This window comes from Pseudomonas sp. NPDC087817 (assembly GCF_044742875.1).
Lineage (GTDB): Bacteria > Pseudomonadota > Gammaproteobacteria > Pseudomonadales > Pseudomonadaceae > Aquipseudomonas.
Window position 1 is genome coordinate 1 of the sequence record NZ_JBIUVJ010000035.1, and the last position, 11,176, is coordinate 11,176.

13 protein-coding genes are annotated in these 11,176 nt (G+C 60.0%); 8 read left to right on the forward strand and 5 right to left on the reverse strand.

Annotated features, from left to right (window positions below):
* The 3 genes from tag to ACIONG_RS20025 form a co-directional block, all read left to right on the forward strand.
* The coding region (tag, locus tag ACIONG_RS20015; protein WP_401302246.1) for a DNA-3-methyladenine glycosylase I at positions 1–538 on the forward strand (538 nt) is incomplete at its 5' end.
* 40 nt (positions 539–578) lie between these two features.
* On the forward strand, positions 579–1,466 hold the full coding sequence (locus tag ACIONG_RS20020) for a lysophospholipid acyltransferase (protein WP_401302249.1): 888 nt from the start codon (positions 579–581) through the stop codon (positions 1,464–1,466).
* Positions 1,467–1,574: 108 nt separating this feature from the next.
* Positions 1,575–1,814, forward strand: a complete 240-nt coding sequence (locus tag ACIONG_RS20025) for a PilZ domain-containing protein (RefSeq protein ID WP_401302252.1) — start codon at positions 1,575–1,577, stop codon at positions 1,812–1,814.
* Between the two features lies 1 nt (position 1,815).
* Here the strand turns inward: ACIONG_RS20025 and ACIONG_RS20030 are convergent, their stop codons facing one another.
* The 5 genes from ACIONG_RS20030 to def form a co-directional block, all read right to left on the reverse strand.
* The gene (locus tag ACIONG_RS20030; RefSeq protein ID WP_103302879.1) at positions 1,816–2,130 is read right to left on the reverse strand and encodes a tetratricopeptide repeat protein; all 315 of its coding nucleotides are present in this window, start codon (positions 2,128–2,130) and stop codon (positions 1,816–1,818) included.
* A gap of 168 nt (positions 2,131–2,298) precedes the next feature.
* On the reverse strand, positions 2,299–3,675 hold the full coding sequence (gene trkA / locus ACIONG_RS20035) for a Trk system potassium transporter TrkA (protein WP_103302880.1): 1,377 nt from the start codon (positions 3,673–3,675) through the stop codon (positions 2,299–2,301).
* Between the two features lie 22 nt (positions 3,676–3,697).
* Positions 3,698–5,008, reverse strand: coding sequence for a 16S rRNA (cytosine(967)-C(5))-methyltransferase RsmB (gene rsmB, locus ACIONG_RS20040; protein ID WP_401302255.1), 1,311 nt, complete (start codon positions 5,006–5,008; stop codon positions 3,698–3,700).
* Positions 5,005–5,964 (reverse strand): methionyl-tRNA formyltransferase, encoded by a 960-nt coding sequence (gene fmt / locus ACIONG_RS20045; RefSeq protein ID WP_401302257.1) that lies wholly within the window; start codon positions 5,962–5,964, stop codon positions 5,005–5,007. Before fmt ends, rsmB begins: the two co-directional genes overlap by 4 nt.
* 56 nt (positions 5,965–6,020) lie before the next feature.
* The gene (gene def, locus ACIONG_RS20050) at positions 6,021–6,527 is read right to left on the reverse strand and encodes a peptide deformylase (protein ID WP_401302259.1); all 507 of its coding nucleotides are present in this window, start codon (positions 6,525–6,527) and stop codon (positions 6,021–6,023) included.
* 159 nt (positions 6,528–6,686) lie between these two features.
* Here def and ACIONG_RS20055 point away from each other — a divergent pair, with 159 nt between their 5' ends.
* The 5 genes from ACIONG_RS20055 to ACIONG_RS20075 all read left to right on the forward strand — a co-directional run bounded on the left by ACIONG_RS20055 (position 6,687) and on the right by ACIONG_RS20075 (position 11,159).
* A complete protein-coding gene (locus ACIONG_RS20055; protein WP_401302261.1) occupies positions 6,687–7,712 on the forward strand; it encodes a LysM peptidoglycan-binding domain-containing protein in 1,026 nt (341 codons plus the stop codon).
* Positions 7,713–7,792: 80 nt separating this feature from the next.
* Positions 7,793–8,893, forward strand: a complete 1,101-nt coding sequence (gene dprA / locus ACIONG_RS20060; protein WP_401302263.1) for a DNA-processing protein DprA — start codon at positions 7,793–7,795, stop codon at positions 8,891–8,893.
* A gap of 55 nt (positions 8,894–8,948) precedes the next feature.
* On the forward strand, positions 8,949–9,506 hold the full coding sequence (locus ACIONG_RS20065) for an L-threonylcarbamoyladenylate synthase (RefSeq protein WP_103302885.1): 558 nt from the start codon (positions 8,949–8,951) through the stop codon (positions 9,504–9,506).
* Positions 9,507–9,778: 272 nt separating this feature from the next.
* Entirely contained in the window at positions 9,779–10,447 is a 669-nt protein-coding gene (locus ACIONG_RS20070; RefSeq protein ID WP_213027100.1) for a hypothetical protein, read from the forward strand.
* Positions 10,425–11,159 carry an iron-containing redox enzyme family protein gene (locus ACIONG_RS20075; RefSeq protein WP_401302266.1) on the forward strand — a complete coding sequence of 245 codons (735 nt, stop codon included), beginning with the start codon at positions 10,425–10,427 and terminating at the stop codon, positions 11,157–11,159. Before ACIONG_RS20070 ends, ACIONG_RS20075 begins: the two co-directional genes overlap by 23 nt.
* The last annotated feature ends 17 nt before the right edge of the window (positions 11,160–11,176 follow it).

Here is an 11,176-nt window from a genome sequence, read left to right on the forward strand (position 1 = left end):
CCCGGCCTGGAACCCTTCGAGCAAAAGCAACTCGAACAAACCCTGCACGCCGCTACGCGATGCGCAGGGTTTGTTCGAGTTGCTTTTGCTCGAAGGGTTCCAGGCCGGGCTGTCGTGGATCACCGTGTTGCGTAAACGCGAGCGCTATCGCGAGGTGTTGTTCGGCTTCGACGTACAGCGCGTGGCGCAGATGAGCGACGCCGAAATCGACGAATTGATGCTCGATCCGGGGATCATCCGCAACCGTCTGAAACTCAACGCCGCCCGGCGCAATGCCCAGGCCTGGCTGGCGCTGGAGGATCCGGTGGCGTTGCTCTGGTCGTTCGTCGGCGACCGACCGATCATCAATCATTTCAAGGATCGCAGCGAAGTCCCGGCGATCACCCCCGAAGCTGTGGCGATGAGCAAAGGCCTGAAAAAGGCTGGCTTCACGTTCGTCGGTCCGACCATTTGCTACGCGTTGATGCAGGCCTCGGGCATGGTCATGGATCACACGCAGGATTGCGACCGCTACGCGCAGCTCGCCAACGGCGGTTAGAATGCCCGCCTCGCGCACCGCACAAGATCAGGAGTGACCTGTGGAAAAGTTTAAAGGCGCCTTGCTGGTAGGCGCTCTGCGGCTGTTTGCCCTGCTGCCATGGCGAGCCGTACAGGCCGTGGGTTCGGCGATCGGCTGGATCATGTGGAAAACCCCCAACCGCTCCCGCGACGTGGTGCGGATCAACCTCGCCAAATGTTTTCCACAGATGGACCCGGTCGAGCGTGAACGTCTGGTCGGGCAGAGCCTGAAAGACATCGGCAAGTCGCTGACCGAAAGCGCCTGCGCGTGGATCTGGCCGGCACAGCGCTCGATCGATCTGGTGCGCGAAGTCGAAGGCCTCGACATCCTCAAGGATGCGCTGGCCTCGGGCAAAGGCGTAGTCGGCATCACCAGCCACCTGGGCAACTGGGAAGTGCTCAACCACTTCTATTGCAGCCAGTGCAAACCGATCATTTTCTATCGCCCGCCAAAGTTGAAGGCTGTGGATGAATTGCTGCGCAAACAGCGCGTGCAACTGGGCAACAAAGTCGCTGCCTCCACCAAGGAAGGCATCCTCAGCGTCATCAAGGAAGTGCGCAAAGGTGGTGCAGTGGGCATTCCCGCTGACCCGGAACCGGCCGAATCCGCCGGGATCTTCGTGCCGTTCTTCGCCACTCAGGCACTGACCAGCAAATTCGTGCCGAACATGTTGGCCGGTGGCAAAGCCGTCGGCGTGTTCCTGCATGCCCTGCGCCTGCCCGATGGTTCCGGCTACAAAGTGATCCTCGAAGCGGCGCCCGAGGCCATGTACAGCACCGATACCGCCGAATCCTGCGCCTCGATGAGTAAAGTCGTCGAGCGCTATGTGGCGGCATATCCGAGCCAGTACATGTGGAGCATGAAGCGCTTCAAGAAACGGCCGCCGGGCGAAGAGCGCTGGTACTGACCCACTTGGCACACTCTGTGGATAACTTGTAGGAGCTGCCGCAGGCCGCGATCTTTTGATCTGGCTTCTGCGGTTATTCACACCCCGTTCATCGAAGGGCGCAGAAAGATGTCCGAACAACGCAAATCCTTCCGCATCAAGATCAGCCACGACAGCTTCGGCGAATGTCTCGGGCAGACGCGTAATCTGACGCCTGTCGGGGTATATGTGCAGCACCCGCGTCTGGCGTCGTTGCCCAAGGGCGCAGTGGTTTATGGCCAGGTGCAGGGTTTACCCACAGGTGCGCCACGGGTGCGGATGGAAGTGGTGACGGTGGATGTCGACGGCATCGGTCTTCGCTACCTTTGACTTACTGCGCCTGACGCTCGAGCTTCTTCAGAAACACCGTCATTTCCTTTTCGGCCTGCTTGTCGCCATGGGCGCGCGCGGCTTCCAGACCGTGTTCCCATGCCTGCCGTGCGGCGGCGTGATCGCCCAGCGCGAGTTGCGCCTTGCCCAACAATTTCCACGCCGCTGAATACTTCGGATCAAAACCGACACAGCGTTCGAAGTGCTCGGCGGCCTTGGCGTTTTCGCCCAGATCCAGATAACCCTTGCCGAGGCCGAAGCGCAGCAGGGAGTTATCCACACCCTTGGCGAGCATTTTTTCCAGGGATTCGAGCATCGGTGGATTCCTTTTCTGGTGTTTCAGGGAAAATCTGTGGCGCCGCCATCGCTGGCAAGCCAGCTCCCACAGGGATCTTTGGTGTGCATCACATCTTTGAACAACCAAAAAAACTGTGGGAGCTGGCTTGCCAGCGATGGGGCCAGTGCAGGCACTGAAAAATCCGGATCAGAAGAAGCTCAACCCAACATGGAACAGCTTCTCCACATCGCGAATATGCTTTTTATCCACAAGGAACAGAATCACATGGTCGCCCGCTTCGATCACCGTGTCGTCATGGGCGATGATCACTTGTGCATTGCGGATCACCGCGCCAATCGTGGTGCCCGGCGGCAAACCGATCTTCTCGATCGGCTTGCCGATGACCTTGCTCGATTTCGCATCACCGTGGGCAATCGCCTCGATGGCCTCCGCCGCGCCGCGGCGCAATGAGTGCACGCTGACGATATCGCCCCGACGCACGTGGGCCAGCAGCGTGCCGATGGTCGCCAGTTGCGGGCTGATGGCGATGTCGATGTCGCCGCCCTGGATCAGGTCGACGTAGGCCGGGTTGTTGATGATCGTCATGACCTTCTTCGCCCCCAGCCGTTTCGCCAGCAGCGACGACATGATGTTGGCTTCGTCATCGTTGGTCAGGGCGAGGAAGATGTCGGCATCGGCGATGTTCTCTTCCAGCAGCAGATCGCGATCCGAAGCGCTGCCCTGCAACACCACGGTGCTGTCGAGGGTATCGGAGAGATAGCGGCAACGTGCCGGGTTCATCTCGATGATTTTCACCTGGTAGCGACTTTCGATGGCCTCGGCCAGACGTTCGCCGATCTGCCCGCCGCCAGCGATGACGATGCGCTTGTAGGTCTCGTCGAGACGACGCATTTCGCTCATGACCGCGCGAATATTCTCACGGGCAGCGATGAAGAAGACTTCGTCATCAGCCTCGATCACCGTGTCGCCCTGCGGCAGGATCGGCCGGTCGCGGCGGAAAATCGCGGCGACGCGGGTCTCGACATTCGGCATGTGCTCGCGTAGCTGGCGCAGTTGCTGGCCTACAAGCGGCCCGCCGTAATAGGCGCGCACTGCCACCAGTTGCGCCGCACCGTCGGCGAAGTCGATCACCTGCAAGGCGCCGGGATGCTGGATCAGGCGCTTGATGTAGTTGGTAACAACCTGCTCGGGACTGATCAGCACGTCGACCGGAATCGCTTCGTTCTGGAACAGCTGCTCTTCGCGATTGAGGTAGGACGCTTCGCGCACGCGGGCGATCTTGGTCGGCGTGTGGAAAAGCGTGTGGGCAACCTGGCAGGCGACCATGTTGGTCTCGTCGCTGTTGGTCACCGCGACCAGCATGTCGGCGTCGTCGGCGCCGGCCTGACGCAGCACCGATGGCAGCGAGCCACGGCCCTGCACGGTGCGGATATCGAGGCGGTCGCCGAGGTCGCGCAGGCGCTCGCCGTCGGTGTCGACCACGGTGATGTCGTTCGCTTCGCTGGCCAGATGTTCCGCCAGCGAACCGCCGACCTGCCCTGCACCGAGGATGATGATTTTCATCCAGTCACTCCATTGAATCCGTTTAGCCGCGCGCGGCAGCGATCTTGATCAGCTTGGCGTAATAGAACCCGTCATGCCCGCCCTGCTGGGCCAGCAATTGGCGACCGTGGGGCTGTTTGATTCCGGCAGTCGTGGCCAGATCCAGCTCCCGGGCTCCTGGCGTGCGCTCAAGGAACGCGGCAATCACCTCGGTGTTCTCGGTCGGCAGCGTCGAGCAGGTGGCGTAAAGCAGGATGCCGCCCACTTCGAGGGTTTTCCACATGGCGTCGAGCAGATCGCCTTGCAGTTGTGCGAGGGCGACGATGTCGTCTGGCTGACGGGTCAGCTTGATGTCCGGATGGCGTCGGATCACGCCAGTGGCCGAGCACGGCGCGTCAAGCAGGATGCGCTGGAACGGTTTGCCGTCCCACCACTTTTCAGTATCGCGACCGTCGGCGGCGATCAGTTCGGCGTTGAGGCCGAGGCGCTCGAGGTTTTCCTTCACGCGCACCAGACGCTTGGCTTCCAGATCTACTGCCACCACACCGGCCAGCGCCGTTTCGGCTTCGAGGATGTGGCAGGTTTTGCCACCCGGCGCGCAGCAGGCGTCGAGCACGCGTTGCCCTGGCGCCAGATCGAGCAGGTCGGCGGCCAGTTGCGCGGCTTCGTCCTGCACGCTGATCCAGCCTTCGGCAAAACCCGGCAGGCTGCGCACATCGGCAGCGGCTTCGAGAATGATGCCGTCGCGGCTGTAGACACATGGCGTTGCGGCGATTCCGGCGTCGGTCAGCAGACCGAGGTAGGCGTCGCGGCTGTGATGGCGGCGGTTGACCCGCAGGATCATTGGTGGATGCGCGTTATTCGCCGCGCAAATGGCTTCCCATTGCTCGGGCCAGAAGGCTTTTAGGGATTTTTGCAGCCAGCGGGGGTGGGCGGTGCGCACTACCGGATCGCGCTCCAGCTCGGCGAAAATCGTTTCGCTTTCGCGCTGGGCGTTGCGCAGCACGGCATTGAGCAGACCCTTGGCCCAGGGCTTTTTCAGCTTGTCGGCGCAACCCACGGTTTCGCCGATGGCGGCGTGGGCTGGCACGCGGGTGTAGAGCAACTGGTAGAGGCCGACCAGCAGCAGCGCCTCGACATCGGCGTCAGCTGCCTTGAACGGCTTCTGCAGGAGTTTTTCTGCCAGTGCCGACAGGCGTGGCTGCCAGCGGGCGGTGCCGAACGCCAGATCCTGAGTGAAGCCGCGATCGCGGTCCTCGACCTTGTCCAGTTGCGTCGGCAGGGAGCTGTTCAGCGAGGCTTTGCCGCTGAGCACGGCGGCGAGTGCCTTGGCGGCGGCCAGACGCGGATTCATTGCGCGTCCACCGCTGCGCCGAGGACGGTGCCAACAGCGAATTTCTCGCGACGGCTGTTGAACAGGTCGCTGAAGTTCAGCGCCTTGCCGCCGGGCAATTGCAGGCGAGTCAGGCAAAGTGCTTGTTCGCCGCAGGCGACGATAAGGCCGTCCTTGCTGGCGCTGAGGATGGTGCCCGGCGCGCCTTTACCGTCGGCGATTGTCGCCGCCAGCACTTTCAGCGCCTCACCGTTGAGGGTGCTGTGGGTAATCGGCCATGGATTGAAGGCGCGGACCAGGCGTTCCAGCTCAACCGCCGGACGGCTCCAGTCGATGCGTGCTTCGTCTTTATTCAATTTGTGCGCGTAGGTCGCGAGTTCGTCATTCTGCACTTCGCCTTCCAGCGTCCCGGCTGCGAGGCCCGCAATCGCTTGCACCACGGCTGGCGGACCCATCTCGGCGAGACGGTCATGCAGGCTTCCGCCGGTATCTTCGGCACTGATTGGCGTAACGACTTTGAGCAGCATCGGCCCGGTGTCGAGACCGGCCTCCATGCGCATCACGGTCACGCCGCTTTCGGCGTCACCGTGTTCCACGGCGCGCTGGATCGGCGCCGCACCGCGCCAGCGCGGTAGCAACGACGCGTGGCTGTTGATGCAGCCCAGGCGCGGAATATCCAGCACCACTTGCGGCAGGATCAGGCCGTAGGCGACCACCACCATCAAATCCGGCTTCAGCGCAGCGAGCTCGGCTTGAGCGTCAGCGTTGCGCAGCGTCGGTGGCTGCAACACCTGGATATTATTTTCCAGCGCCAGCTGTTTAACCGGGCTCGGCATCAGTTTTTGTCCGCGACCGGCCGGACGATCCGGTTGGGTGTAGACCGCAACGATCTCGTAAGGGCTGTTCAGCAGGGCCTTGAGGTGTTCGGCGGCGAATTCCGGGGTGCCGGCAAAAACGATGCGCAGTGGCTCAGTCATGAAGGGGTCTCATAAAAAGAAAAAGGCTTGCCGCAGCAAGCCTTTGAAGGAGGGCATCAAGCGTTCTGGCGATGCAGCTTTTCCAGTTTCTTCTTGATCCGGTCGCGTTTGAGCGTGGACAGGTAATCGACGAACAGTTTGCCGTTGAGGTGGTCGCATTCGTGCTGGATGCACACCGCGAGCAGGCCTTCGGCGATCAGCTCGTAGGGCTTGCCGTCGCGGTCCAGCGCCTTGATCCTGACCTTCTGCGGGCGGTCGACGTTTTCGTAGAAACCCGGCACCGAGAGGCAGCCTTCCTGGTACTGATCCATCTCGTCGGTCAGCGATTCGAACTCGGGGTTGATGAACACCCGGGGTTCGGCGCGGTCTTCGGAAAGGTCCATCACGACGATACGTTTGTGCACGTTGACCTGGGTCGCGGCAAGGCCGATGCCCGGCGCTTCATACATTGTTTCAAACATGTCATCGACCAACTGACGCACTTCGTCGTCCACTACAGCCACAGGCTTGGCGATAGTACGCAGACGCGGGTCCGGAAATTCGAGGATGTTTAAAATGGCCATAGGCTGATTGCTGCACGTATTGAGTAAAGTCGGGTCGATGGCCTGGCAGGTCCGAAGATGCAGGCTACCGTTGTGAAGCGTAGCTAATGCAGTTTGCACTAGCGAGCCACGGGGGCTCTGACGGTTCACGCGAACGCACATGATAAAGGGATTCGCTGCATGAGGAAAACACTACTCGCCCTGCTGCTGTTGGCCTCGGCCGGCGCTGCGCAAGGGCAAGTGCAACTCAGGGATGGTTTTCCACAGCAATACACGGTGGTTTCGGGGGACACGCTCTGGGACATTTCCGGCAAATACCTGCGCGAGCCATGGCAGTGGCCACAACTGTGGCGGGCCAACCCGCAGATCGAAAACCCCAATCTGATCTATCCCGGCGACACGCTGACGCTCAGTTACGTCGATGGCCAGCCGCGCCTGATCGTCAATCGCGGCGAGTCACGTGGCACCATCAAGCTGTCACCCCGTATCCGCACCAGCCCGGTGGCCGAGGCGATTCCGAGCATCCCGCTGAAATCGATCAACAGCTTTCTGCTGAGCAATCGCATCGTCGACAAGGTCGAGGATTTCGACAAGGCGCCGTACATCGTCGCCGGCGATGCCGAACGCGTGCTCAGCGGCACCGGCGACCGGATCTTCGCGCGTGGCCATTTCGACCCGAATCAGCCGGTCTACGGCATCTTCCGCCAGGGCAAGGTCTACACCGATCCGCAGACCAAGGAGTTCCTGGGGATCAACGCCGATGACATCGGCGGTGGTGAGATCGTTGCCACTGAAGGCGATGTCGCCACCCTCGCCCTGCAACGCACCACCCAGGAAGTGCGCCTCGGTGACCGCTTGTTCAGCGGCGAGGAGCGCTCGATCAATTCGACCTTCATGCCCAGCGCGCCGAGCAGCAATATCAACGGCGTGATCATCGACGTGCCGCGCGGCGTTACCCAGATCGGCGTAATGGACGTAGTCACCCTGAACAAGGGCAAACGCGACGGGCTCGCCGAGGGCAATGTGCTGGTGGTCATGAAAACCGGCGAAACCGTGCGCGACCGGGTCACCGGCCAACCACTGAAAATCCCCGACGAACGGGCAGGATTGCTGATGGTTTTCCGCACCTACGACAAACTCAGTTACGGCCTCGTACTCAATGCATCACGCTCGCTGGCGGTGCTCGACAAGGTGCGAAATCCGTAAGCATGCTTCACAAGTTACCAACAGAGTTATCCACAGCTTGTTCCGAATAGTTCGGGGCTTATAACGATCAAGGATGATCCATGACGCTGTCTGTCTGTACGCCGGTTTCCCCTGCGGAACTGGAAGCGCGCCTGCGCCTGCATCGCTTGCCGGAAATCGGTCCGAAGCGATTTGCCAAATTGCTCGAAGCCTTCGGCTCGGCGTCAAAAGCCATCAGCGCGCCGGCGAGCGCCTGGCGCTCACTGGGTTTACCGGCGGTGTCAGCCGAAGCGCGGCGCAGTCCCGAGGTGCGCGACGGCGCCAGCCATGCAATGCGCTGGCTAGAGCGGCCGGGACAACATTTGCTGATGTGGGATCAGGCGGATTATCCGGCGCTGCTGGCGCAGATTACCGATCCGCCACCACTGCTGTTTGTGGCCGGAGATCCGCTGATTCTGGAAAAGCCGCAACTGGCAATGGTCGGCAGCCGCAGTGCTTCGCGGCCGGGAATGGACACCGCCGCAGCGTTTTCCCGCAGCCTGGCAGGGGCCGGTTTTGTCATCACCAGCGGCCTGGCCTTGGGGATTGATGCGGCGGCGCACCAGGCGGCGCTGGATGTCGGCGGGCTCACGGTCGGAGTGTTGGGCACCGGTCTGGAAAAGTTTTATCCACAGCGCAATCGGCGGCTGGCTGACGCGATGATCGCCTCCGGCAGCGCGGTGCTTTCAGAGTTTCCGCTGGACGCCGGGCCGAGCGCGAGCAACTTTCCGCGACGCAACCGGATCATCAGTGGTTTGTCCCTGGGTGTGCTGGTGGTTGAGGCGAGTGTTGCCAGTGGCTCGTTGATCACCGCACGGCTGGCGGCCGAACAGGGGCGAGAGGTTTACGCCATTCCCGGGTCGATCCATCACCCCGGCGCGCGCGGTTGCCACCAGTTGATCCGCGACGGCGCGGTGCTGGTGGAAACCATCGAACATATCCTCGAAGCCCTGCGTGGCTGGCAGCATCTGCCGCACTGCGCAGAAACGTCGAAACCCGATCATCCGTTGCTTGCTCTGCTTCACGCGGCGCCGCACACCAGTGAGGCACTGGCCGACAGCAGTGGCTGGGCTTTGCCCAAAGTCCTGGCGGCCCTTACCGAACTGGAAATGGATGGTCGCGCCGTGAGTGAAAACGGCCGCTGGTTTGCGCGGGTGAGCTAGGTTTTACAAGGAAGATCGGTAAACTGCGCGAAACCTGTTTGTGGAGAGTTTTTTCATGGTCAACAGTTGGCGTGTGCAACAAGCCGCACGAGAGATTCGCGCCGGGGCGGTGATTGCCTATCCAACCGAAGCCGTCTGGGGGCTGGGTTGCGACCCGTGGAACGAAGACGCGGTGGATCGGCTGCTGGCGATCAAGAATCGCTCGGTCGACAAGGGACTGATCCTGGTCGCCGACAACATTCGCCAGTTCGATTTCCTGTTCGAAGACTTCCCGCAAGAGTGGATCGACCGCATGGCCAGCACCTGGCCGGGGCCGAATACCTGGCTGGTGCCCCATCAGAACCTGCTGCCGGAGTGGGTCACCGGAGTGCACGATACCGTGGCGCTGCGAGTCAGTGATCACCCGCAGGTACGTGATTTGTGCTCGATGGTCGGGCCGTTGATCTCCACGTCGGCCAACCCGCAGGGGCGGCCGGCGGCGCGTACGCGGCTGCGGGTCGAGCAGTATTTCCGTGGGCAGATCGATTTGATCCTGGGTGGCCAGTTGGGCGGTCGCAAGAATCCAAGCGTCATCCGTGATCTGGCCACCGGTAATGTCATTCGTCCCGACTGACATCACTTAGAACTTCATGTATTTAGTGCTCTTCGGCTTTTATAGCGAGGAGTACTACGCATGTCTGCGATTTATCCTTCAAGTAATTAACCGAGTTAAACACTTCGTTGTTTTGTTCTTTTCCATACGCGTAAGAATAATCGGTAAGTATTCATTTTCAGTAACTTTTCCCACGTCATTATCAGAAGTCGCGCAGTGGCGATATTTCTAAAAGCATCCATTATTCCAATGCGCCAAGGAAACTTCGATAAGTCAACGTCTGCGGAGAAGGAATGGATACTACGGATTTGCAACTCATGGATTATCTGCAGTCACTTCAGGCAACCTTGAGCAGTCGCCATGAAGATTGTCGCGTCGTTACTCTTGATGCGGGTTCAGACACGCAAGAGTTTGAACGATTCATTGGTCGGCAGTTTCGCCTGCGATTGCAACATTACATGCTGACCTCCCGGGCCCGGATGCTTGAAAAGCGGCTCGGGATCACGTCGCGCAGTACGCACTTCCTGCTTTATCAGCATGACCACCTTGTGGCGGTATTAAGGGTAACGCCTGCGCCGTTCGAGTGGGCGTCACTGGCGCATCGGCATGTTTCTCCCACCATGGCGTTGTCGCGCCATGTCGAGTTCAGCCGCTTGATTACTCACTCGCGAACCCATCTGCCCGTGCCGATCAACTGCCTGCTGGCAGCCGCCACAGCGTGGGCAATCAACCATGGATATCAAGGCGTCACTGCCTTGTGCCGAACGCCGCAACGGCGACTGTTCCAGCGATTCGGCCTGACACCGATCACCTCCGACGCCCTGCAAATCGAGCAACGCGCTCGCGGTGGCTACTGGCTGCTATCCGCGCAATGGCAGCAGATCCTTGCGGCTGTACAACAACCTGACCACGCCACCGTAGACCAACCGGAGCACCACAATGAATGCGCCACTCAGCTTTGAACAACAGTTGATCCAGCTTGATAACCGAATCGAAAAAGCATGGGCCGAGATACTCAATGGTTCTCGCTTGGTGAAAGCCATACGTGAGGGTCGTGTGTCCAAAGCCTTATATGCGATTTACATGATCGAAACCTTTCACTACACCGCGCACAATGCGCGAAACCAGGGACTGGTCGGTGTGCGTCATGCCGATAATCCGGTCTATGCAAAGTTCTGTTTTGAGCACGCAGCGCAAGAAGTAGGTCATGAAAAAATGGCCCTGCATGATGTCATGAGTCTTGGACTCAAGAATGAGAGTTTCGATATACCCCCGGCACTTCCGGCAACCGAAGTATTGATTGCCTATTTGTACTGGATATCGTTCACCGGTAATCCACTACAACGCCTCGGATACAGTTATTGGGCGGAAAATGCCTATCAATTCATCACGCCGCTAATCAATAAACTGAGCGAAACGCTGTCATTGAAACCGGCGCAATTGACGTTCTTCGTTGCTCACTCCGATATTGATGTCGAACACTTCAACGAAATAAAAGTCATCCTGCAACGTACGTGCAAGCGCCAGTGCGACTGGGACGCCATTGCCAATGTGATGGAAACCAGCTTGCGCCTGACCGGCAATATGCTTGAAGCCGTTTATGAGCAATATGAGGCCTGGCAAAACGACCTCGCGCCGCGTTATGACTTTCTCCATGCACTGGCCGACTCATGAGGCTCCTGCGGCGATTT

What these genes read in the sequence shown, in the direction of transcription:
- ACIONG_RS20025 (WP_401302252.1), top strand. Translation starts at nt 1,575, where the DNA reads ATGTCCGAACAACGCAAATCCTTCCGCATCAAGATCAGCCACGACAGC.
- ACIONG_RS20030 (WP_103302879.1), bottom strand. Translation starts at nt 2,130, where the DNA reads ATGCTCGAATCCCTGGAAAAAATGCTCGCCAAGGGTGTGGATAACTCC.
- trkA (WP_103302880.1), bottom strand. Translation starts at nt 3,675, where the DNA reads ATGAAAATCATCATCCTCGGTGCAGGGCAGGTCGGCGGTTCGCTGGCG.
- rsmB (WP_401302255.1), bottom strand. Translation starts at nt 5,008, where the DNA reads ATGAATCCGCGTCTGGCCGCCGCCAAGGCACTCGCCGCCGTGCTCAGC.
- fmt (WP_401302257.1), bottom strand. Translation starts at nt 5,964, where the DNA reads ATGACTGAGCCACTGCGCATCGTTTTTGCCGGCACCCCGGAATTCGCC.
- def (WP_401302259.1), bottom strand. Translation starts at nt 6,527, where the DNA reads ATGGCCATTTTAAACATCCTCGAATTTCCGGACCCGCGTCTGCGTACT.
- ACIONG_RS20055 (WP_401302261.1), top strand. Translation starts at nt 6,687, where the DNA reads ATGAGGAAAACACTACTCGCCCTGCTGCTGTTGGCCTCGGCCGGCGCT.
- dprA (WP_401302263.1), top strand. Translation starts at nt 7,793, where the DNA reads ATGACGCTGTCTGTCTGTACGCCGGTTTCCCCTGCGGAACTGGAAGCG.
- ACIONG_RS20065 (WP_103302885.1), top strand. Translation starts at nt 8,949, where the DNA reads ATGGTCAACAGTTGGCGTGTGCAACAAGCCGCACGAGAGATTCGCGCC.
- ACIONG_RS20070 (WP_213027100.1), top strand. Translation starts at nt 9,779, where the DNA reads ATGGATACTACGGATTTGCAACTCATGGATTATCTGCAGTCACTTCAG.
- ACIONG_RS20075 (WP_401302266.1), top strand. Translation starts at nt 10,425, where the DNA reads ATGAATGCGCCACTCAGCTTTGAACAACAGTTGATCCAGCTTGATAAC.